General features: G+C 46.9%; 18 protein-coding genes and 1 pseudogene. 14 read left to right on the top strand and 5 right to left on the bottom strand.

The annotated features are described in order from the left end of the window. Positions 1 to 88 precede the first annotated feature (88 nt). The 10 genes and pseudogenes from Q5741_RS21655 to Q5741_RS02725 all read left to right on the top strand — a co-directional run bounded on the left by Q5741_RS21655 (position 89) and on the right by Q5741_RS02725 (position 9,153). A complete protein-coding gene (locus Q5741_RS21655) occupies positions 89 to 226 on the top strand; it encodes an SEC-C metal-binding domain-containing protein (protein ID WP_407074306.1) in 138 nt (45 codons plus the stop codon). A 140-nt stretch (positions 227 to 366) separates the two neighbouring features. After that, positions 367 to 426, top strand: a pseudogene (locus tag Q5741_RS21650) (hypothetical protein); the annotation flags it as partial. A gap of 3 nt (positions 427 to 429) precedes the next feature. Further along, positions 430 to 663, top strand: a complete 234-nt coding sequence (locus tag Q5741_RS02760; protein ID WP_305022501.1) for a hypothetical protein — start codon at positions 430 to 432, stop codon at positions 661 to 663. 1 nt (position 664) lies between these two features. Next, on the top strand, positions 665 to 1,255 hold the full coding sequence (locus Q5741_RS02755; RefSeq protein WP_305022500.1) for a hypothetical protein: 591 nt from the start codon (positions 665 to 667) through the stop codon (positions 1,253 to 1,255). 39 nt (positions 1,256 to 1,294) lie between these two features. Beyond that, entirely contained in the window at positions 1,295 to 1,642 is a 348-nt protein-coding gene (locus Q5741_RS02750) for a hypothetical protein (RefSeq protein ID WP_305022499.1), read from the top strand. A gap of 425 nt (positions 1,643 to 2,067) precedes the next feature. Next, the gene (locus Q5741_RS02745) at positions 2,068 to 3,075 is read left to right on the top strand and encodes a hypothetical protein (RefSeq protein WP_305022498.1); all 1,008 of its coding nucleotides are present in this window, start codon (positions 2,068 to 2,070) and stop codon (positions 3,073 to 3,075) included. Between the two features lie 156 nt (positions 3,076 to 3,231). Further along, positions 3,232 to 6,096 carry a PD-(D/E)XK nuclease family protein gene (locus tag Q5741_RS02740; protein ID WP_305022497.1) on the top strand — a complete coding sequence of 955 codons (2,865 nt, stop codon included), beginning with the start codon at positions 3,232 to 3,234 and terminating at the stop codon, positions 6,094 to 6,096. Next, entirely contained in the window at positions 6,093 to 8,327 is a 2,235-nt protein-coding gene (locus Q5741_RS02735) for a UvrD-helicase domain-containing protein (protein WP_305022496.1), read from the top strand. The genes Q5741_RS02740 and Q5741_RS02735 overlap by 4 nt, the downstream gene beginning before the upstream one ends. A gap of 129 nt (positions 8,328 to 8,456) precedes the next feature. Further along, positions 8,457 to 8,636: a hypothetical protein gene (locus tag Q5741_RS02730; protein WP_305022495.1), complete on the top strand. Its 180-nt coding sequence runs from the start codon at positions 8,457 to 8,459 to the stop codon at positions 8,634 to 8,636. 220 nt (positions 8,637 to 8,856) lie between these two features. Then, positions 8,857 to 9,153: a hypothetical protein gene (locus tag Q5741_RS02725; protein WP_305022494.1), complete on the top strand. Its 297-nt coding sequence runs from the start codon at positions 8,857 to 8,859 to the stop codon at positions 9,151 to 9,153. Between the two features lie 574 nt (positions 9,154 to 9,727). On the opposite strand, the gene Q5741_RS02720 is transcribed toward Q5741_RS02725, so the two are convergent. The 3 genes from Q5741_RS02720 to uxuA form a co-directional block, all read right to left on the bottom strand. Next, positions 9,728 to 10,399, bottom strand: coding sequence for a nucleotidyltransferase domain-containing protein (locus Q5741_RS02720; protein ID WP_345784148.1), 672 nt, complete (start codon positions 10,397 to 10,399; stop codon positions 9,728 to 9,730). Between the two features lie 217 nt (positions 10,400 to 10,616). Next, entirely contained in the window at positions 10,617 to 11,594 is a 978-nt protein-coding gene (locus Q5741_RS02715) for a bile acid:sodium symporter family protein (protein WP_305022493.1), read from the bottom strand. Between the two features lie 119 nt (positions 11,595 to 11,713). Next, complete coding sequence (gene uxuA, locus Q5741_RS02710) at positions 11,714 to 12,796, bottom strand: mannonate dehydratase (RefSeq protein ID WP_305022492.1); 1,083 nt, start codon at positions 12,794 to 12,796, stop codon at positions 11,714 to 11,716. A gap of 219 nt (positions 12,797 to 13,015) precedes the next feature. Between uxuA and Q5741_RS02705 the strand changes: the two genes are divergently transcribed. After that, positions 13,016 to 13,648 (top strand): GntR family transcriptional regulator, encoded by a 633-nt coding sequence (locus Q5741_RS02705; RefSeq protein ID WP_305022491.1) that lies wholly within the window; start codon positions 13,016 to 13,018, stop codon positions 13,646 to 13,648. Between the two features lie 32 nt (positions 13,649 to 13,680). Here Q5741_RS02705 and Q5741_RS02700 read toward each other — a convergent pair whose 3' ends face one another. Then, the gene (locus tag Q5741_RS02700) at positions 13,681 to 14,637 is read right to left on the bottom strand and encodes an AraC family transcriptional regulator (RefSeq protein WP_305022490.1); all 957 of its coding nucleotides are present in this window, start codon (positions 14,635 to 14,637) and stop codon (positions 13,681 to 13,683) included. A 172-nt stretch (positions 14,638 to 14,809) separates the two neighbouring features. Here Q5741_RS02700 and Q5741_RS02695 point away from each other — a divergent pair, with 172 nt between their 5' ends. The 3 genes from Q5741_RS02695 to Q5741_RS02685 are packed head-to-tail and all read left to right on the top strand — an operon-like array spanning position 14,810 to position 20,205. Then, positions 14,810 to 17,005, top strand: a complete 2,196-nt coding sequence (locus Q5741_RS02695; RefSeq protein ID WP_305022489.1) for a glycoside hydrolase family 52 protein — start codon at positions 14,810 to 14,812, stop codon at positions 17,003 to 17,005. 12 nt (positions 17,006 to 17,017) lie between these two features. Continuing rightward, positions 17,018 to 19,102, top strand: a complete 2,085-nt coding sequence (locus Q5741_RS02690; protein WP_305022488.1) for an alpha-glucuronidase family glycosyl hydrolase — start codon at positions 17,018 to 17,020, stop codon at positions 19,100 to 19,102. Positions 19,103 to 19,116: 14 nt separating this feature from the next. Beyond that, positions 19,117 to 20,205 carry an NAD(P)-dependent alcohol dehydrogenase gene (locus Q5741_RS02685; RefSeq protein WP_407074305.1) on the top strand — a complete coding sequence of 363 codons (1,089 nt, stop codon included), beginning with the start codon at positions 19,117 to 19,119 and terminating at the stop codon, positions 20,203 to 20,205. Positions 20,206 to 20,260: 55 nt separating this feature from the next. Here the strand turns inward: Q5741_RS02685 and Q5741_RS02680 are convergent, their stop codons facing one another. Then, the gene (locus tag Q5741_RS02680; protein WP_305022487.1) at positions 20,261 to 23,737 is read right to left on the bottom strand and encodes a glycoside hydrolase family 2 TIM barrel-domain containing protein; all 3,477 of its coding nucleotides are present in this window, start codon (positions 23,735 to 23,737) and stop codon (positions 20,261 to 20,263) included. Positions 23,738 to 23,942 lie beyond the last annotated feature (205 nt).

Raw genomic sequence — 23,942 nt, 5'->3', positions numbered from 1 at the left:
GATAGGTAAACCGTATATTCCGTAGAGAAAACAACTTATTAAATCCTATTTGATTTTCAAGGTGTCATATCAATGAGGGGGGAATAGAGTGTCTAACTTAAGAAATCAGCCATGCCCATGTGGTTCAGGGAAGAAGTATAAAAATTGTTGTATCAATGGTGATTCCAATATCGATCGTGTTCCTCCGTATTCAGAGCAGGAGAACGTGTATTTATTACTCCTATAGAATCATCCCAATCAAAAGATTATGTTTCACTATTAGATTTAGGGATTCACTATAAAAGAAGAGGTCAGTATGAGCAAGCGAAAGAACAATGTATCAAAGCAATAAAGGTCAATCCGAAACATTTTTAGGCGTATTATAACCTTGGCAAGATTTTATATATTCTAGGGGAGTACAAGCAAGCAGTGAGGTCCTATAAAACGGCATTGGAGTTAGGACATGATAAAATCGGTGATGTGATGCGTCATCTAGGACATGCTTTATTAGATGTAGAAGCATCTGAAGAAGATCTTCCAATTGTCCGAAATTATCTTCAATCCATTGATCCCTATAAGAAACTAATCAACAAAAAACCAAGCATAAAGGATATTGATCAGTATGATGCAAAGTGTGCTTTAGCTGCCAAAAACTATTTAGAATCGAATTTAGCAGATGAATAAGATGAGAATCGCAAAGGATTTCTTTAAACATGTGCCAATCGAAAAGCAGTCGATTGTTCTTGGGAAATTAGAGACTTTTACGCGGATCATTACGAATACGAATGTTTTTCACGAGATACCGAAAGGGTTTTGGATTCGAAAAATAATAGGAACAAATATTTATAAATTCCGAGTGAACTCAGGCGATCGTATTCTATTTACGTTTAATGAGAATGGTATGATCACCTATTTGAGTTTTGAAACGCATGATAAACAGATTTTATCTGCTAAACGGATGAATATGGGGGATATCATTGAATTTAGAATAGATGAATCAGTGTATCATGAAGATATATTGGATGAAAGTATTAATCGGTATGCTGTTCATGAATTAGTTAGTAAATTAAATATTATCTCCCAGCAGGATGTTATGGATGATGAGTATGTGTCTCTATTACTCGATAATGATGATCTTTTTGAAACCGAGCAGATATTAACGCGTGAGCAATATGACGCCTTAAACAATCCATACCAGTTAACGGTTATCTTAGGCTGTGCAGGTAGTGGGAAGTCAAATATCGGTATTCGTCGATTGTTACTACATCAGGAATAGAAAAGTCCAACGTTTTATGTGAGTCATTCCTCTTATTTGATGAATGATATTAGAGTTCAATTTAATAAATGGTCTAGCACCCAACAACATATTCAGTTTTTCTCTTTGCATCAATTTTATGAACATCTATTGGGACAGGCGTTTACCTTGATCACTCGAGATGATTTTCTTCTTTGGTTTAAGGAAAACGAATTACATAGCAGATTAACGGCAGAAGATTTGTTTTTAGAAATTAATACCGTCATTAAAGGCCGTACGGAACAAAAAATGATGACACAGCAGCAGTATTATACATTTGTGTCTGATTTTTCGTTACAGGAAAAACAGAATATCTATTTTGTTGCTTGTTTATATCAGAAGTGGTTGGACAAGACATTCATACCATGATTTGAATGATTTAGCTTTTTTCATTCTTCAGAGTGATAAACAAATTAGTGAAAGTATTGTATTTGATGAGATACAGGAATTAACCACGAAACAGTTTGAGAGTTTGTTACATGTATCAACATCTATGGATCATCACTTATTACTTGGTGACCCGTACCAAGCCTTAGAAAACTATTCGTTCCAAGCCGAGCAAATCTTTTCATTATTATCTAAACATCAAATTTCCTATCAACGATATACATTGCGTAAAAACTTTCGTTCAGGATATGAAGTAGTCCATCTATTGAACTATATAAAAGAGCAAGAGAATAACTATTATCCAACAACAGATGATTTAAAAGAAACAGCAATAAGAACGACAACGAAGCCCAACTTAATTGTGCAAAAGGAATTATCGCATGAATTGTTAGAAAAACTTGATAAAGATGCAAAGCATTGTCATTGTTGCTTCAACAGATGCAAAAAAAGAGATACAAATGCAAGGCTTCCAGCGTGTGTTTACTGTATCCGAAGTACAAGGATTGCAATACAAAAAAGTATACTGCCAAGATATTTTGCAGTGGTTTACTAATGGAGATCATAAACCGTCTAAACTAAACAGAACCCATTTCCATCAGATGTATGTAGCAGCTTCACGTACTTCACAACATATCTATTTTTTCGAGAGTCACGGAATTAAAAGCAGTCTGATGGACTATTTTACATCATGTGATTATGTAGATCTAGTAGGAAGAGATAATAACATTACAACGAGTGTAGAATGGCTTCAAGAAGCTAGAAAGTTAGAATTGCTAGGAAAGTTTGAACAGGCTCTTGATGCGTATAAAAAAGCAGAAGATCTGGATGGTGTGAGTCGTTGTCAGGCCATTTTATTACGAGAAAAGAATTATGGGCACCTCGAAGAATATTTGACCATTATCAGATTTGATTTCGATCTTCAGAAACCTAAACAAATAGAGATGGCTCTTCAACTCTTTAAAAGTCAGCAACTTCAATTGATGGGTCGTATCACGTATTTTGTTACTGAGTATGGCGGCAATATTAGATTTAATCCGTTTTTTATTGAACCTGGAATGACTATGGAACAAATCAGCAAAGAGTTATTTAGTCGAATAAATTATGATTATGCAATGAAATGTACGCTTCAAATAGCAGGAGTGTTTTATCAAGAGAATGAACCAATCCGTCTCTCAGAAAAGTTCAAGCGAATACAAGATGATCTTATTTTATATCTAAAAGATGGAGGTATCAGATATCAATTAACTAATTTAACCGACTCCAGGTACAAGTTGAAAGGGTATATAGAGTTTGAAAAACAGAAACAGCCGAAAGTTAAAGAAGCTTTACTTGGTTTCAATGTAAATGTCGTAATTGAAAACGCCCAGAAGAAAGAAACAGCAGAGGATTTTCTATCGGATTTTTTTGGAGATTAGGGCAGAGAAGAAGCGATTCTATCGCTTCTTTTTTATATCTGTTCTTATAGTGTTCCGGTTTCCATAAAATCTCGTTTATGGTACTATTGTCATAGGCCTTAGAGATCAGTCTCATAAGGCCTTTATTATGTCTAATATAAGATCTGGAGGAATGGGATGTTTACTTTATATACCTATGATAACCAACGTCCAGACTGCTCCCTAATTGAAAAGAACATTGTTAAGGAGCGTCAATATACCTATATAACGGCTACGAAAGCATTGGCATCTGTTAGAGAACGCGAAGGTTTAATTCCTGAACACCAACGCCTTGAAGATGATCGTGGCGAGAAGCGAAAAATGATCCTTTTTGCAAATATTGTTCGGGCATGGACGAAACAAAAATATGCGCTATCTTCAAGAGGCGAAGAGAAGACCATGCTTTATCGTGCCATGAATGAAGTGTCGAAAGGCACTACACATCTTCGTGACTTGTTGCGTCATGATTTTTCTTCCTGGATTCGTATCTTATACGGCTTAGCTGCTTTAGGAATAGATCTTCGACATACCTCACTTCCGGAAGAAAAACGGAAACAATTGGTTAATCCCGTTATTGAAACGCATCTGAAAGATATTCAATCTTCCTTCTATGTTCAATTGGAGAAGGTAGGTAAACGATTGTTTGAAGCAGCAGCGAGGGACTATTTTCAAGAGAAGTCTTCTCCAACTGAACTCGTTATTATGGAGGGTTTCACCTATTTTACGGACCTTCAAAAGTGGTTTATTGAACAATGCCGAATACAAGGGAAGGAAATTGTATTTATCGTTCCCTACAGGGAACGTCAAAAACAGGGTTTTGCTATCATAGAAGAGACCTATAATATAGTCCCTACTCATTGCCGTTTTACCTTGGAAACGCCTCAGATTAGTGGAAAGATGGACGTTGCATTTCTTCAAGGACAACTTCTTCAAAATGAGAGCCGTACTATATTTCAGGATCCCGTTTCGAATGTACGCTTAGCTCAATATCCGAATCGGGATAGGGAGTTGCAAGGTTGTATTGCTCAACTTAAATTTTGGTTTGACAGCGGATATGAACCTAAAGAAGTGGCCGTAGTAATGAGACGCTCTAAAGAGTTTATTGATCGACTGCGCGATTATATGGCCATGAATCCCTTACACTACCGGGATCGTAAAACGGGCGAAAGGAGAAAAGTGGAATTGGTTACAAGTCCTCGCTTGCTCCTACTTACGCCTGTAGGAAGGTTTATATTGAACTTGTACCAAATCTGGAAAGAAAATAGTCTTCACCTCCAAGCCGATTTATTAGAATCGATCTTATCTTCTGGTTGGTTAGGAGCAGGAATACAAGACTCAACTCCTGTTTTTCGGGCAGTAAAGTACCAATACTTTACAAACTGTAAATCAATGGATGAATGGCTAGGTGTATTAAACCAACTCGAGCAAGACAGCGAGAAGGACACCATCTTTCGCTTACCGGTTCAACTTGTTGATAAAGAAACGGTTAGAAAGTGGCGTGAAGTTATTGAATTACTGGCTCGCATATGCAACCGTTTATTTAATCAGAAGGAAGCATCCGTAGCCAAGCATATCGAAATTTTGCAAGAAGAATTAAATCAAATGTTACCTAAGGCTCTCCGCAAAGCTGAACGTATCGTATTGGAAAAGATTCAGACGGTGTTTCAGGAACTAAGTACTTATTTTTCTATTCCGCTCACCACTGAAGAGTTCGGAGATGCGATACACGCTCTTACAAAAGGAGAGAATACGGATGAAGAAGATGAGAGTCAGAATGAGGAAGAAGAATTAAATCCTGACTTACTTCGCATTGTAACGCCTGAGACCTTAGATGGAATGGTTTATAAAGCGGTATTGTACCTGGGCTGTGACAATGTGCATGTACCTGTCTTATATCCTGAACCATGGCCTTTTTATGAGGATGGAAGAGGGAAACACCTCATGACCGAGCGGTACATGTTCTTGACGGTTGTGCGCTCTGCATCAGAACAACTTGTGCTAAGTTACGCTCAAAAAGATGGAGACCGTTCCTTTCAACCTAGTACTTACATGCAAGAAGTGGAAAGGCTGTTAGGTAGTAAAAGAGAAGTGCAGGGCATTCTAGACTCCCTTGATTTGAGTCTTGCTCATGATGGCGTTAAAGATGTAAAAATAAAGTCAGCAAAACGAAAATCCTATGATCTGAGCGAGTTAGCCCATTACGGTCTTTGCCCATTGCGATATCGATTAGAGTTACTTCATCCTGAAGCGAGAATGTATCGTAATGAATGGCAATTACAAATCTACGCTCAAAGCACATGGTTAAATCGTATCTATGGTCAGATTGAACGATCGAATTTAAAGTCTGCCTCAAAAGATATCTTTTATCAGTCACTATTAGTCTTTATGGAAGCAACACGAGGGGAAATCCACAGGATGTTTCCGGCGTTTAGCCCAATCGTTTGGCATGCTATTGAAATACAGGTAAAGGATCAATTAGATTACCTTTCGAATTGGCAGCATAGCTTTTTCCGTAGCGTTTTCAAAGGTTCTAAGGAGTCTTTTAGTGTTTTAGTTGATGGGGAAGTGGAAGAAAGAACTATTAAAGTAACGTTTGAGATTCCTTATATGCTTCAATCCGCTAGGTTTAATCTTGCCATGTTTGGAGACTTGCTTTTAGGGGAGTGGCTCTTACCGGGTAAAGATGAGAGCGAAGGTAAAGATGGCCAAGGGGAAGTAGAAATAGATGGGGTCCAATTGTTTCGTAACCAATATCAAGCCGTTTCTTGGTGGAGAAAGACGATTAACTCCTTTTTCGCTATTGAAAAGGGGCAAGTGGTAATCGAAAATAACCACACGAAAAGACTCAAAGTACATTATGATAGCCTACCGGAAAAAGTAGGCCAATTGGTTAAAAATATTGAATCAAATAAGTTCCCCATGCACTCTGGTGAGCATTGTACATCATGTCCCGTACGTCCGGAGTGTCTTGGTATAGGCAGTCAATTGGGGGTGGCCGAATGAATCATCGTGGGGGAATATCTCTATCTCAAGAGCAGGCAGAAATTGTTGACAGCGTAATCGGGCCTGGATCGATAACGGTGGTTTCGGCCGGTGCTGGTTCTGGCAAAACAAGGACCATGGTTGCCTCTGTGCTTCATCTCGTGAAAGAAGAGAAGGTAAACATCGATGACTTTGCATTAATCACCTTTACCAATAAAGCAACAGATGAGATGCGAGAACGTTTAGAAAGTGGTGTGCAAGACCGAATACGGGATGCAGAAAAAGCCGGTGATTGGGAAGAGAGAAGTCACTGGTTTGAACAAAAGGAAAGAATTGCTTCAACGTTTATTGGAACGATACATCGTTTTTGTGCGATGCTGCTTCAAAACTTTGGATATACGGAATTAATTCCGCATGAAACTGAAATTGTGATGGCACGTCATCATTTTTTAACGGCTCTCAAAGAGACGCTAGACGAGGCGTTAGATGATCCAATGACTTCTATATTATTCATTAGCAATCACATCCACTGGGCCCCTCATGTGATGGCTGAGCACGTGGAGAAGTGGTATGAATATATAAGAGGTCGTGGTCGTTCGATTAAGGTTGTGGTTCGAGAAACCTTGAATCAAAAAGAAGGGGACGAGGAACAAGATTATCGGAATGCAGTTGCTCATCTACTAAATAAACTCGACGATAAGTATCAGGAACTAAAACGGGAATTGGGTGGCGTAGATAGTAATGATCTTCTCCACAAATGTGCAGCGCTCATGACACAATACAAGGATCAAATTAGTCCACTAGTGGCCTCAAGATTTCGTTATCTCTTTGTAGATGAATTTCAGGATACCGATGAACTGCAGATGAATATAATACAAACTTTATCGCCAAAATTGAAGCATGTTTTGGTAGTTGGAGACCGAAAACAAGCGATATATGGGTTTCGCGGTGCGGATCATTCCGTGCTTCAAAAGATTGCAGACCAGAACTATACCAAACCACTATCCCTTAGTGCTTCACGACGTCCAACTGCGATATTACACAGGGCGCAAGAGGCCTTGTTTGATGAGATGGGCTTGAGATACGATTTCTTGAAAGAGAAATTAAACCAAGCAGAGGACGCCCATATGCCAAAGGATAATCTCATCCCTTTTCAATACGAACATATTAGTGTTTTTAAAGATAGGGAGCAACCGATTTTTGAACGTGTCATTCAAAAAATAAGAGACTTTCTTGGTCAATCAATACATGATCGGCATAGAGGTATGCGACCAGTTACGTATCGGGATATCTGCATTCTATTTCGTTCAAACTACCAACTGAGCAGTTATTTATCACAGTTTCCATCCGATATACCTGTGATCAACGATACCAGCGGTCAGTTCTTTAGGAAGCCAGAAATCATAGCCTGCTATCACATGCTTCAAGCCATTTTAAAGTATCCTGATGATGTCTCTTTGGACTTGGCCTTAGGAACACCGTTCTTGCCGTTCATCGCTCCAAACTCGATTTATAGGAGCGACGGTACAAATCAAATGCTTAGAGACTGGTTTGAGGATGAGGAAGACTGTAAGGATTGGCTGAAGGGGATTGCGGAACTTCGTAAAAGAATGAAAGTGGACTTAGTTCCTCAACTCTTAACGTATATGTATGAATTTACTAGAGTCAGAGAGTATTATGGTAAGCAAGGAAACTCTCAGGCTGTGGCTAACTTGGAGAAACTCGTGATGTGGTCGCGTGGTCTAATGGATGCTGAGGCCCAAACCCTTCAACAGTTTTTTGATCGTTTTCAATTAGCACTCTTATCAGGTATGGAAATGGATGAGGCAGATACTGGCGAAGATGAAGCGAAGCCGGATGCGGTGCGGCTCTCTACTGTACACTCAGCCAAGGGTTTGGAGTATCCAATTGTTATTATCCCGGATGTAGGTCGAAGATTACTTCCTAATGATCAACTTCCAACTTTCTATGATCGTGCTGGGTGGGGGCTAGATCTTATCCTTCCAGGGGAGCATGGTCGCTCGTCGAAATTTAAGGAATGGGAAGACGAGTATCGTCGGGATTTCTTTGAAGAAGAAGCACGTATTCTTTATGTTGCTATCACACGTGCAGAGCATGTGGTATGTATGATTGGTCATGGATCTAATAAGGTAAACCCTTCGGGTTCTGAGAATTGGTCTTGGAAAGATGAAATTCTTACTGCAGCACCAAGTTTAGTGAAACTAGGAATGCACATAGCTAAGGTTGACTAATCTAAATTCATAATAATCCTTATAAGGCTGAAGGATGAATGACTCAATATTGAGATTCATTCTTCGGTTTTTTGGGCTTTTTGTTATAATGTAATGAAAGGAGTGACTTTACTGAAGGAGGCAGCTGATATGATTGAAGCACTTAATAAAAAAGAATTTTATGAAAAATACAAATTATTTTTAATGGATTGCAGACGCATCTATCGCATAAAAGGTGATCATGAATCTGCAGAGGGTGTAACGAGGGAATTAGATGAACTATTATTAGAAGATTTAGGATATATGAAAACTCGTAAAGATGATGAATGAACTTCTTAGATGACTTCTAATCTTATATGTACGAATGAATAAAGTGAGAATTGTATTGATTTATTATGAGATTTAGTTCTGAAGTCGAAGCTAGTGATGAAAAGTTTATCCGTCTTGATAGTATTCTTAGCTATGGTGACGAGCTATTTAGTTGATAAATGACAAAAAATATGGTATATTTACTCTTCTGAGGTCACCACAATTGGAAGGGGAAATATATATGCCTACTATAGAACAATTGGAACAGACTATTGCAAATGGTGATGATTCCGTTAACAATGTATTGATTTTAAAGCTTAGCGGTGAATTTGAGCTAATTCAAGGGGCAGGTGCAGGGGCTGTCAGTCATTTGAATTATATAACAAGATGGGGAACCTTTGACGCAGGCAATGATTACGTTGGGAAAGATGCGTCTAAGGATAAGAAACACATAAAAAAAATAATGGACTGGGCAGAAGAAGCATGGAATAAATACTCCAAAAACGGGCATACAAAAATTCAGAACCCTACTTCCTAGAATGGGCATATAAACTTGAAAATCAATTACTTTGCTAACATTTTTGCTAACATGGCTACGTATGCAAGTTACAGGATGTATAGTGGATAGAACATAAAAAGGTGTTTTGAACCCGCATGGTTAAAGGATTTTCATTCAAAATTTCTTTAGTGTAGAAGAAGGGACGAGAAGGCTGTTTCAGGACTTAAAATCCTGCGGTAGGTGACTACCGTACCGGTTCGATCCCGGTCCTCGGCATAGATATATATTGGCAATAAGAAGCCCTGTAGAGTGAATTCACTGTACAGGGCTTCTTTATGTTGACGCACAAAGAGGCCTAAAAAGTTGAGGTGCGTTCCGCGAAAATCAGCACATGGTTGAATTCGAAGGACGACTTCTCATTCCTTCTGTGGATATAGAGGACAGCTGAATTAGCCGGATGTCCTGTTTGTCATTTTTATTGAAATAACGTTCCTATTAATCAAAGCGAGTTGCTGCATAAGCTCTCAAGAAACTCGATGGAGACGCGTTCTGCTTTGATTTTGGGTACAATCTCTGAAACTGTACGTAACCGTTGGTACATTGTAATGGTGTTCTACAACGCGTGATAACAACTTTCGAAGCTGTGTAAAGCAATCGTTCCTTTTAATTCCTCAATTTCTTTTGAAGCATATTTCTCGAGCTTTCGGACCCCTCGTGGGGAATGGCCGTAACGAGCGAGAATCATCGGCCCTAACACAGCATTTCTAATAAATGTTAGGTGATCGATCAGTTCGAACAACTCGCCTCTCCCTAATTTAGTCGCACCGTAGTGAACCCATATCCAGAAACGGTCCTCAATCCACTGTGGATCAGGGAAAGGTGAAGTTGGGGCTGTTTTGCTGAGTATTGTTGTAATAACTGACCCATTTTCCCGAAGAATCAACGGGTTCTCGATTCGGGTTTTAAGCTCTTCTGCTTGAATAAACTTAAGATCAACATGAAGAGGAGAGGGGCCGTATAAACAAATAAGTAATCTGGGTTCTCTGACATGTTCGCCTGTGAATGCCGAAAGTAAGTTGCCGAGACCTTCAGCGATTTGGACTCGTTGTTCCATGATCTCACTTAGAGAATCGGAGTTGTAAACGATTATTAAATCTAGATCACTGTACTCGTCCATTGCTCCGTGTACTATGGAACCGCCTGCAAGGAGGCCTATAAGCCGATGATCTTGCCTTACATACTCGATGGCATGTTTAATGAACATTTCGTGTAAAGGTAGCTTCATTCCTGAACACTCCTTATATTGTGACCCATAAATGGGTATTATTTCAAGGTAACATTTCCAATAAGTAACGTCAATTCGTATATGAACCAATATTCACTTCTTGTACTGTCCTGCCTGCTAAACCAACGACAAAAGGCAGCCGTTCGTCTGGCTGCCGGGGTGTCTTGCCCTATAACCGGGCAGCAACGAATTGTCGGATATTGCAGCCTAAACATGCCTACAGAGTTGATGACTGCTCGGACGCGTTTTTCTGGTCACGGATACGAGAACGCCAGCCGATCACAGAACCGGCGAGCGAAGCGAGCAGCTGCTGAAAGACCATCCCAAGCACAACGGGCACGGCTACAGGGGCAGGGAAATAAGCGACGGCCAGGACTGCGCCCGCACTAATATTACGCATTCCTCCGTTAAAAATCAGCGCAATTTGATCCGCTTCACTCCATCCCATCAGGACAGAAATAAAATAACTGAGCAGGTAGCCTGCGGCAGCCAGTGTAATGATAATCACGGCCATACCGACCAACCCCAGGCTGATATCGGACAGATAAGGGGCTACAACAGAGCCGTTAATCGCAATCACCATGGCCATGGCCAGTTTGGAGAAGGGGTTCATGCGTGGTCCCCAGACAGGCACTACAGCGCCCCGTGTCCATTCGTTCAGCGCCATACCAAGCAGGGAAGGGACAACAATCATCCCGAACAGACTGCTCATCATCGGCAGAATGTCCATATGCACGCTCGTGCCGATCAGCAGAGAAAGGATCCCGGGCACAGCAAAAGGAGCAAGCAGCGTGTCGACCAGAATAATGGATAAGGTCAGTGCAATATTCCCCTTGTATATACTGACCCATACGAAGCTGCTGATCCCGGTAGGTATCGCGGCAGCTAGTACAAGTCCGGTGATCGTATATGGATCATACGGAAAAACAAGTCTGCCTGTTAACAGGGCGACCAGCGGCATCAGCACATGCAGCACCAGCAGGCAGGCGACCAGCGGGAGCGGTTTCCGGAGTACACTAAGGAAGTCTCTGAAGCTTAGACTTATACTTCCGGCAAACGTCATGAATGCAAAGAGCCAGGGTGAGAGAAAGGTATAAGATGAAAGGAAGCCCCCGCACAAGACGCCAATCACAATACTGGTCGGAGTAATCAGAGGCATCATTCGGTTAAGCCGTGAATTCAGGTTCTGGAGCATCGTAGGTCCATCCTTTTGTATGAAGATTCATTCATTATACATGGCCTGCTTGGAATGAAAAAGGCTGCCCGCCATCCGGATCACGGACGAAGAGGACAGCCTGGCGCTGTAATTTTCAGTTAGGTTGACGAGTGCATACGAACATTCTCCAGGCTGTCCCACACGCCCAGCAGATACATTACGCCCAAGGCCCGGTCATACAGACCGTATCCTGGCCGGCAATTCTTCTCTTCTCCCCACAGATGACGGCCGTGGTCCGGACGAACGTAGCCGGTGTAGCCATTCTCATGGTAGGCCTTAACCACCTCAGCAATATCTACGCTCCCGTCCCGTCCCCGGTGGGACACTTCGATGAAGTCGCCATTGTCGAACACTTTCACATTACGGATATGGGCAAAATAGATACGCTCATGAAACTCACGAATCATCGCCGGTAAGTCGTTCTCCGGATTCGTACCGAGCGAACCGGTGCAGAAAGTGAGACCGCTGTAAGGACTGTCTACCATATCCAGGAAGCGGCGGATTGTGTCCCGGCTCCGGATAATGCGCGGCAGACCGAAGATCGGCCAGGCGGGGTCATCCGGGTGGATGGCCATGCGAATATCGACTTCCTCACACACCGGCATTAGCCGCTGCAGAAAATATTTCAAATTCTCGAACAGCTTCTCTTCCGTAACTCCCTCATAAGCGGCGAAAAGCTCATCCAGCCTGGCCAGACGTTCCGGCTCCCAGCCAGGCATGGTGAATGAGCCAGCCCCCTGCAGAATCCGTTCTACCATATCGCGCGGGTTATCCTGAATGGCTGCTTTCTCATAGAACAGGGCATTCGAGCCGTCCGGCAGTTCCTTGTACAGCTCTGTGCGGGTCCAGTCAAAAATAGGCATAAAATTATAGCAGATCACTTTGACGCCGACCTGTGACAGCTTGCGGATCGTATCAATGTAAATGTCGATGTAATGATCCCGGGAGGGCAGACCGATCTTGATATCGTCATGAACGTTAACGCTTTCAACGACGGCCGTGCTAAAGCCTTTTGCCGTAATCTGATCTGCTGTTTCCTGAATTTCTTCCATCTTCCACACTTCACCGGCTACCTTATGATGCAGAGACCATACGATACCCATGACACCGGGAATTTGCCGGATGTGATCAAGCGTCACCTGATCGTTGTCCTGACCATACCATCTCCAAGTCATATTCATGGTTCAATTCACCTCAATATGATTCATGTGTACAAACAAGTAATAATATTAATATTGAAAAGACAACTTGAAATGCGTGATAATGAAGTTGCAGAGTTAAACTTGTATACAAGATTCGATCGTAATGATCATAAGATAGGCTTCATCCTTTGTCAATGCTGATTGTATCGCATTTCATTATTAGAAAGTTGGGGAGCCATGTTATCCAAAGAACAAATCATGAATGATCTCAAAAAGGAGATCCTTACGCTGGAGCTAAAGCCGGGCAGCATGCTGAGTGAGGTAGCTCTCTCCGAACGCTTCCAATTATCGAGAACTCCCATTCGTGACATTCTGAAGCAGCTTGCCATGGAGGATTATGTTGATATTTACCCTAAGAAAGGCAATCTCGTCTCCTACATCGACCTGGAGTCCGTAGAACAGATCATCTATCTCCGTACCGTGCTGGAGAAGCAGATTATGAAAGAGCTTGCCGGCAGGCTGCCGCTCAAAGGCCAGCACGAGTTAAGGGACCATCTGATCCGCCTCAGACGCTGTATTGAGGAAGAAGGGGATACGGAACAGTTTCTGAAGCTGGACGATGCCTTTCACCAGACGCTGTTCGCCCTGGCGGGGCGGGGTTTTCTGTGGGAGGTCATCCAGCAGTTTAACGTGCATTATGTCCGTTACCGCAGACTGCATATGCTGAAGACAGAGAAGCTGCTGGAGATTCAACACGAGCATCAGCTGATGCTCAATCACCTTATGCAGGGGGAGGTGGAGCCCATCGATGAGCTGGTGCACCGCCATCTTCGGGCAGATATCGACTCGGTGGATTTTCAGGAAGAATTCGCGGATTATATTAAGCGTTAAAGTGGATCTCCAGATAAAACGAAGCTGATTAATCAATGCGGGGTATCCCCGCTGTCAGGGGCATGAAGGGGATCCGCAGGCATCCAGTTTCTGGAATCGCGGTACTGCCTCGGGGACAGGCCGTACCAGCGTTTGAACTGCCGGCTGAAGTGGGCGATATCGCGATAACCCAGTATGCCGGAGATCTGACTGACACTCAGGCGCGGATCCTCCAGCAATACTTTAGCTTCGTGGAGGGTCTGATCCGAGAGGAAGGTCCTTGGAGATAGGCCGAACACCTCCCGAAAGACACGGTAACAATGCGAAGTGCTGATTCCCAGCTCGGCCGCAATGTCATCTACGCCGTAATGGTTTTCGCCCGCGCCGTCATGCTTGAACTGCTGGTAGATGAGCCCCTGCAGCCGGCCGCGGATCTGGTGTGCAAGCTCGACTTTCTCATACGTATTGGAAGAGAGCAGATGATCGTCGATCGAGAAGGCTTCCCAGAGCTGTCCGAAGAGGTCGAAGACGGCGGACTGCAGCCGCATCCGCTGGGACATGGTAATATTCCCGTTCACGTTGGCCGAAATCTCAACCAGCTTATGCAGTACGGGGGCCAGTCTCCGGGTGATTGCACTGTCGGACTTGAACAGGACGTGATCCAGGCGGCTTAATAAAGAGATCAGAATTTTATCATCAATGTCAAAATGGATACAAAAATAGGTAAAAGGCCTGCCGTCTCCGCTGCGGCTGGAATGCGAATCTCCTGGCCGGAGAAGGACCAGATCGCCTGCCTGCTGGGTAAAGCTGTTGTTGTTGACAACCATCGTCTGAACACCTTCAAGTACATAGTTGAATTCATATTGAGGGTGTGCATGGATTGGGTAATTCCATTCACCGGCGACCTTGCGCAGATGCATGCCGAACAGATTCAGGGTTGTTTTAACGTCAGGTATAATCGTTTCGCGCAGGCTCTGCCCGAGCTCCGGCGGTATAAAAGCTGAAGCCATATGAATTTCCTCCCCGCTCATGATCATGCTTGCTTCTGTATCTGTCTCATAGTATAGCTGAATTTTGCACGATTTGGGTAAATATTTGCTTGATTTGACAATGTCATGACGCTGCGGCCCATGCTAGGATGAAGAAGAATAAACCATTTATCGTTTCCAGAAAGGAGTTCCTATGAGCACTAATAATCAATTTTATAATGTTCAGCACGCGCCAATCGGGGCATTTGCAAGCTTCACTCTGGGTTTTAAAGGGAAAAAGGGAGGTCTTGGCCTCGAGCTTGGCAAACCGGCAGACCATAATGTATACATCGGGTTTCAATCCAGAGACGGAGCTAATTATGAGCTGCTGCCCTTCTTCGAGCAGATCGAGGATGCTGCGGCCCGCTATGATATCGAGAAAGCCGACGAGGGTGAACAGGACCAGCCTAACAGCAGCTCCGATTCTTCGAACGTCGCTTTGAAAGCGTTTCCCGACGGTGGGATCAAGCGGACCTTGTCTACGGCAGCAGATACCTGGGAAGCCGGAGATGTCACGTTCCGGATCTATTCCCCGGTTCGTTCCGTCCCTGATCCGGCTGCAGCTGGAGAAGAGGAGCTTCGCGCCGCATTAGTCCCTGCCGTATTCGCAGAGCTGACACTGGATAATACAGAGGGCGCTTATGCCCGCAAAGGATTCTTCGGCTATGAAGGCAGCGATCCTTACAGCGCGATGCGCAGATTAAGTGATACGAGCGGCGGGGCCTTCGAGGGTATTGGTCAGGGAAGAATGACTGCGATCGCATGTAAGGATGAGGGTATCCGCAGCGGACTTGGCTTTACGCTGGAGAGTATCCTCGGGGAGCAGCTGGAGCACAATTTGTCCTTTGGACTAGGAGGAACCGGCGCCGTACTGATGGAGGTTCCGGCGGGTGAGAAGCGCACTTACCGTTTTGCGGTCTGCTTCTACCGGGATGGAATTGTAACGACGGGGATGGAAGCGAAATATGCCTATACCCGTTATTTCAAAAATATCGACGCGGTGGCTCAATATGCACTGGATCATTTTGATGAGCTGACTGCAGCATGCCTTACCGCCAATGACTGGATCGCTGCGGCCGGACTGTCCGAAGATCAGACCTTTATGCTGAATCACGCTATCCACAGCTATTACGGCAGCACCCAGCTTCTGGACGCGGACGGCAGGCTGATTTGGATCGTCAATGAAGGTGAGTACCGCATGATGAATACGCTTGATCTTACTGCAGACCAGCTGTTCTATGAGCTGGTGATGAACCCTTGGACAGTCCGCAATGAGCTGGAGCTGTTCGTGGACCGTTACAGTTATGAGGATACGGTGTTCTTCCCGGGAGAAAGCGAGCAGCATCCGGGCGGGATCACATTTACTCACGATGTCGGCGTAGCGAATGTTTTCTCGAGACCCGGCTATTCCGCATATGAGAAGGCTGGACTGGATGACTGTTTCTCTTACATGAGTCACGAAGAGCTGGTCAACTGGCTGTGCTGTGCCCTTGTCTATATGGAGCAGACGAAGGATCGTGAATTCATCGACCGGATGCTGCCGACGCTGCGCGACTGTTTTCAGAGCATGCTGAACCGGGATCATCCCGATCCACAGCAGCGTAACGGTCTGATGGCGCTGGACAGCAGCCGTACCCAGGGCGGTGCCGAGATATCGACCTATGACAGTCTGGATACTTCACTGGGGCAGTCCCGCAATAACATCTACATGGCGGGCAAATGCTGGGCAGCCTATGTGGCGCTGGAGAAATTTTTTAGTCAGGAAGGGCTTGCAGATCTTGCAGCCGAAGCTGGACAGCAGGCTGACAAATGTGCGGCTTCTATTGCTTCACAGCTGAACAGTGAGGGATATATCCCGGCTGTCATTCATGAGAATAACGAGTCCTGTATTATTCCGGCCATTGAGGGTCTTATTTTCCCGCTGTTTACGGACTGTGAAGATGCACTGCGTCCCGATGGACGATTCTCGGAGTATATCCGTGCGCTGAAAATCCATCTGCAGACCATACTCGTTCCTGGCGTCTGTCTGTTTGATGACGGCGGCTGGAAGCTGTCTTCCACCAGCAATAATTCGTGGCTGAGCAAAATTTATCTGTCCCAGTTTATCGCACGTACGATTCTCGATCTCCCTTGGGACGAGCGGGGAGCCGCGGCGGACAAAGCTCACGCCGAATGGCTGCTTCATCCGGAGCTGTCGTATTGGTGCTGGAGCGACCAGATTCTTGCCGGACACATTGGCGGCAGCAAATATTATCCGCGCGGCGTTACCGCAATCCTGTGGATGTTCGAACGCTCGAGAAATTTCCGCCTGACCAGAAATCAGCAGGTACAACACAATCTAAACCGTTAGGAGGCAAAAGTCATGTCAGATGTACAGCAAATGAGGAATTTCGCAGGTGACAGCGGGTATGAAGCGTGGCTGGCTTATCCTGCTGTGCCTTCCGGCAATCAGCGCGACCAGTATTTGCAGTGGTGCAAATATGTCGAAGCTGACACGGGAAACACGACGATCCGGGCTGCACTTACAGAATGGAAGAGGGGCATGCAATCCATGCTGGGACTGGGAGTGCTGGAAGGTCAGGAGAGTGGTGCCCCCCGTATTATCCTCGGTACCTGGAACGAGGGCAATCCCCTTATCACCACAGTTTTCGACGAGGAGACCATCCGCAGTACGGGACCTGAAGGGTTTGCGATCCGCTGCAGCCGGGAACATCAATGTATTGCAATAGGGGCATCCGCCCCTGTGGGCGTGCTGTATGGTGTATTCCATCTGCTGCGTCTGATGGGGACATTGGCAGATCTGGAGGAACTGGACGAAGTGATTCGTCCGGTGAATGGCCTGCGAATGATCAACCACTGGGATAACTTTGACGGCTCTATTGAACGCGGGTATGCCGGCAGATCTTTTTTATATGAAAATAACCGCTTTATAGATGAACCTGAACGACTGCGGGATTATGCACGCCTGATGTCGTCGACCGGTATCAATGGAATTTCGATCAACAATGTTAACGTTCATCAGCAGGAGACCTTGTTTATATCCAAGGAATATCTGTCTGACGTTGCCAGAATTGCCGATCAGTTCAGGGACTATGGAATTCGTCTGTTCCTAAGTGTGAACTTTGCTGCTCCTATGCACGGGGGGGATCTGGACACTGCCGATCCGCTGGATCCGCAGGTGCGCCAGTGGTGGCGCGCGAAGGCGGCCGAGCTGTATGAAGCGATCCCTGATTTCGGCGGCTTTATCGTCAAGGCTGACTCCGAGAATCGTCCGGGACCGTTCACCTATGGGCGAAACCATGCCGATGGTGCGAATATGCTGGCGGAAGCGCTGGAGCCGTTCGGCGGCCTTGTCATCTGGCGCTGCTTCGTCTATAACTGCAAGCAGGACTGGCGTGACCGCAAGACGGACCGGGCCAGAGCCGCTTATGATCACTTCAAGCCGCTGGACGGTCAGTTCAAGGACAATGTCATTCTGCAGATCAAGAACGGGCCGATGGATTTCCAGGTCAGGGAGCCTGTGTCCCCGCTGTTCGGCGCGCTGGAGAAGACCAATCATCTGATTGAATTTCAGATTACTCAGGAGTACACAGGGCAGCAGCGTCATCTCTGCTACCTGGTACCGCAGTGGAAAGAAATTCTGGAGTTCGATACCTATGCGAAGGGAGAGGGTTCCCCCGTAAAGCGGGTCGTGGATGGTTCACTCTGGGGCAACCGCTGCAGCGGGATGGCGGCGGTCACCAATGTTGGACGGGATGTGAACTGGACTGGTCATCTGCTCGCGCAGGCGAATCTGTATGGCTATGGCCGTTTGTCCTGGGACCCTGAGCTGTCGGCCGAGGCGATTGCTTCTGAGTGGACGGCGCTGACCTTCGGCTCCAATCCTGACGCGGCCCGGATTGTCATTGCTATGCTAATGGATTCATGGAATATCTATGAATCTTACACCGCACCGCTGGGCGTAGGCTGGATGGTGAACCCGGAGCATCATTACGGGCCGAATGTGGATGGGTATGAATATTCACAGTGGGGCACCTACCATTTTGCCGATCATCAGGGTATCGGGGTTGACCGGACGTTGAATACAGGTACCGGCTACAGCGGGCAGTATATGGGACTTAATGCTGAGCGTTACGACTCTGTCGAAAGCTGTCCGGATGAGCTGTTATTATTTTTTCATCACGTTCCTTATACCCATGTGCTTCATTCCGGTAAAACGGTCATTCAGCACATCTATGACACTCACTTTGAAGGAGCGGAACAGGCAGCCGAGCTGGTCAACCGCTGGAGCAGTCTCAAAGGAAGAATAGCGGATAGCCTGTATGATCAGGTGGCAGAGCGGCTGAAGGGACAGGCAGTCCATGCGAAGGAATGGCGGGACCAGATTAACACGTACTTTTACCGCAAGAGCGGGATCGAGGATATGCAGCAGCGCACGATATACTGATTGGAGGGATGGACATGGAAGCACATGCACAGACAACGACGATCGATTCCAAGCTCCCCCGGACCATGAAGGCGGCGGTTATGCCGAAGCCTGGCAGCATAGAGATCAAGGAAGTGCCCCTGCCTGCGCTGCAGGATCATGAAGTGCTGGTTCAAGTTATGGCTGTCGGGGTATGCGGCTCGGATCTCCATTATTATGAGCATGGACGGATCGGCAGGTTCGTCGTCGAGCAGCCGATCATCCTTGGCCATGAATGTGCAGGGATCATTGCTGCCGTTGGCGGCAAGGTCACCCGGGCAGCGGTTGGAGACCGCGTAGCTGTGGAGCCGGGTGTCACCTGCGGGTTGTGCCCGGACTGTAAAGCCGGCAGATACAATCTGTGCCCGGACGTGCAGTTTCTGGCGACGCCGCCGGTTGACGGCGCTTTTGTACAGTATCTGGCGATTCGGGAAGACATGGTATTCCAGATTCCGGATCACCTTTCCTTTGAAGAGGCTGCGCTGGTGGAACCCTTCTCGGTAGGCATTCATGCTGCAGTACGCAGCCGCTTGCAGGCCGGGGAGACGGTCGCCATTATGGGAATGGGACCGGTGGGGCTGATGGCTGCAGCCGCAGCCAAGTCGTACGGCGCAGCCGATATTATCGTGACTGACCTGGAAGAGGTGCGTCTGCAGGCAGCGCTGAAGCTTGGTGCTGCTCATGCCATCAATGTCAGAGAGCAGGATGCGGCAGCGGTGATTCGGGAGCTGACCGGCGGTATCGGCGTGGATGTTGCCTGGGAAACGGCCGGCAGCCCACGCGCATTGCAGTCTGCACTGCAATCACTCCGCCGCGGCGGCAGGTTGGCCATTGTAGGTCTGCCTGCACAAGATGATATTCCGCTGAATGTCCCTCTGATCGCGGACAGTGAGCTTGATATCTATGGCATTTTCCGTTATGCCAATACGTACCGCAAAGGGATCCGGTTCCTCGAGTCCGGTCTGGTCGATGCAAGTGTCCTTGTGACGGACCGGTACCCGCTGGATCAGACTCAGGAAGCTTTAGAGCGGGCGATCCACAACAAGAACGCAAGCCTCAAGGTCATGGTGTATCCGAACGGCTAGATTTTGAATGAACAACTAAAAGAGCATGCTGCCACTTAGGGAGCATGCTCTTTTGTTAATCAGCGGACATGAATTGAAAGGAACGGAAGTCAAACTGGCTGCCCGGCAGGAACAGGAAGGTGACGGTCTGCCTGCCGCTGACAGGCTCGAGAGGGAACTCCTGCTCGTTGTAACGGTCGGATCCCTCGAACTCGATCAGCTGACGGGTCTCGCCGTCAGGGCTGCTGAACAGAATCTGAATCGTGTTCTTGTCGAGCGAAGTGCGGCCGCAGATGCGGATACGAGAGCACGTTTCCTGACCAAAGTCCATATCCTCGAAGATGAGAGATACGTTGTTGCCGATGCTCTCAATTGCTGTCGCCGTCCGGGTAAACGTATCGCCATAGATTTTGCTGGAGTCCAGGGCTGCGAGAAGCTCGTAGGCTTTGTGCCTGCGTTTGAACTGGAAGCCTTTCAGATGGATTTTGCGTCGCAGCAGGAATGACAAGGTCGTCAGGCCGGTAAGCCGCTGTGGCAGCTGGTAGGTCTCCTCCTGATATACATTCCAGCGGGACGGCTTCTGATAGGTGACCGTCGTCAGCAGTTCGGCCTCGGCCTGATGCGGGATACCCTTCCAGATTTCCAGCGGGAACGCTTCACCGTCCAGGGAGAAGATAGGCAGAATTATCTCATCCGCCCCGTAAGATCCCAAATCAACACGTTCAAAAACAATTAGACTCTCACCTTCACGGGCGGTGGCAACACCGCGCTCATTGCCATTGGTCAGGTTGGTGCTCGCGCTGCTGTGGTAGGCTGCTGATACAAATTCATAAGGGTCCAAATGTGCCTGCCCAAAGCCTGTCAGGGTAAGCTCCAGCTGTGAGTACAGCCGGATTCCGTCAGCTCCATTCGTCGTACCGCAGCGAATATATACGGTTCCGTCTCCCAGGCCGGTGACAACGGCCTGCTGTCCATCTGTCCGGATGGAGGCAATATTGGTATCCACACCCGCAGCGTTGGTGATCCGCCACTGGACATTCTGATAGGTCGAACCGGCTGGATGAAGCTGAACACGTACAGGAAGCGAGGCTTGGTCAGGTGTCAGGATTTGGCCTTCCGGACAAATAATCTCCAGCTTGCGTACCGGAATTTCCACGTTCTCAGAGTCTTTCGCATTTTGTGCCTTTGCTTCTAATGGGTTATCGGCATATAGGCAGCGTTCCTCGCCGGGTGCTGCCGGTGCGATCTCCCTGGCATCCAGCTGAAGAACGGACGGGGTGATGCCTGGAGATGACGCATGTAATGTGATGCGGCCTGGTTCCAGTGTGCCTGCGATTACGGCCAGCAGTCTGCCGCTGAACATGCGGCGATTCGTGCCTTTGTAAGGATCGTAGTCTGTACTGTCCCCATTGTCCAGTCCCACCAGCCGTCCGGGGCCCTCTACGGTGAAATGCACCCGGTTATTGGCATTCTCTACCGGTCGGCCTTCGGAGTCCACTGCGGAGACGGTAACGAAAATGAGATCCTGGCCATCCGCAGACATCTCGTACCGATCCGGCTCAAGCACCAGTGCTGCAGCGTCGCTGAAGGATGAGCGGCGTTCTTCTGCGACGATCTGCCCATGTTCGTCATAAGCAATCGCATGCAGCTCGCCGCTCATATAGGGCAGCTGCCATTCACCAAGCAGCTTGCTGCCGTGGGCATGATCAATTTCGCAGGTGCCTTGGGAGAGACCGTTGAAGAATAATTCCACCCGGGGGGCGTTGGAGCAGACGCGGACGTCGATAAGCTGGCCTTCCGAGAAGTCCCAGTAAGGGAATACATGCACCATCGGATGCGTCCGGTAATCCGTCCACTCCGCCTGATAGATGTAATAGGAGTCTTTCGGAAATCCGGCTGTGTCCAGCTGACCGAAATAAGAGTTTTTCGTAAAATAAGGTGTCGGTTCGCCGATATAATCGAATCCGGTCCATATAAACTGGCCGAGCGAATATGCCGCGTCGCGGTCTGATATGATGCAGGCCTCTGTACTTTTGGCTCCCCAGCTGGTTGAGCTGTTCCCCAAGGCAGAGCACTGCTCGTCATCGTCAGCCAGGACCGGCTGGGCAAGAGGAAAGTGATAGATGCCGCGGCTCTGCACCGTTGACGCTGTCTCACTGCCATAGATAATCCAGTCCGGATGCTCCGCATGCTGCTGATCGTAATATTTCTCCCCGTAGTTATAGCCGGCAACCTTGACGATATCTGCACATTTCTGCGCATTCTCCCAAGGCATGTAGTTGGAACCGATCGTTACAAAGGCGTTGCTTTTAGGGTCATGGATCAACACTTCGTCCATTAAGGCTTTCGTCACTTCCTGGCCGCGTTCATCGGCGTGTGTATCGTAGATTTCATTTCCGATGCTCCACATAATCAGGCTCGGATGGTTGCGGTCACGCCGGACCCAGCTCGCGATGTCTCTTCTCCACCACTCCGGGAAAAAGCGGGCATAATCATAAGGCGTCTTCGAACGCTCCCACATGTCAAAAGCTTCCGATACAATCAGCACGCCCATCTCATCAGCCAGCTCCATCAGTTCTACTGCGGGCATATTGTGCGCTGTGCGGATCGCATTAACGCCCATTTCCTGCAGGAGGCGGATTTGGCGTTTCAGCGCAGTCCGGTTAACGGCCGCTCCCAGACATCCGAGATCATGGTGCTGGCAGACGCCATACAGCTTCAAATGCCGCCCATTGAGGAAAAAGCCCTGCTGGCTGTCCAGATGCACACGCCTGAACCCAAAATGCTGCCGCTCTTCTCCCAGCACCTCATGATTGCGCAGGAGCTCCGTCTGCAGAGTGTACAGATACGGATGGTTGAGATCCCACAGTAATGGCTGTGTTACGGGCAAGCGGCAGTCTACAACTAAAGAAGGGTTAGAATTCAGAGACTCTACGGAGACAAGGTCCTGCAGCACGACTTCTCCATGCGGGTCCCGTATCGTGTGGCGCAAGGTAAAGACTGAACCGGCATCCCTCGCATCCAGCACAAGCTCAGTTGCTGCATCGACATTCCAGATGTCATGATCTTGCTGTGCTGCAGAGATATAGATGCCGTCTGCAGCAACGTGAGATTTTGTATACGTTTTCAACCATACCGATCGATAAATGCCTGCACCGGAGTACCAACGGGAGTTAGGCGACTCATGAATGACTCGAACGTAGATGGTATTCTCACCGGGGGTGACGTAGGGCGTAATGTCAAATTCAAAGGTTGAATAGCCGTATTTCCATTCCCCTGCAATCTGGTTGTTCACATATAGAGTCGCATTCATATATACACCTTCAAAACGCAGAGAATACAAAGTATCTTCATCGAATTCGGGCAGCGTAAACTGTTTGCGGTACCAGCCTTCGCCATTCTCATAAAGCTGCTTCGTATCATAAATCAGCCAGTCATGCGGCAGAGTTACAGGCATCCAGCTGCGGCTGGCCGCTGCATCTGCCAGGGTGGCATGAAGCGGCTGCTTGGTGAAATACCAGTTTCCGTTGAATGCGGTTTGACGATTCTTCATAGCTTCCTCCCGGTCTTGAAATATAAGATGTGTACAAAAAAAGGCGGGTGAAAATGTGTTGTTCCATCAAAGATCATTGGATACTCTTAAAGAGGAATGCACGCTCAATTAATAATCTTGTATACAAGGTGTCTAGTTTGATCTTAAAAGCGCCGTGTAGACTTGTCAACGCCGAATCTGCTTAGCGTGTGCTGAACAGCAAATG

Source organism: Paenibacillus lacisoli, assembly GCF_030580655.1.
Taxonomy (GTDB): domain Bacteria; phylum Bacillota; class Bacilli; order Paenibacillales; family Paenibacillaceae; genus Paenibacillus; species Paenibacillus lacisoli.
The sequence above is the reverse complement of the archived record's forward strand: the minus strand, read 5'-3'. Positions and strand labels throughout refer to the sequence as shown.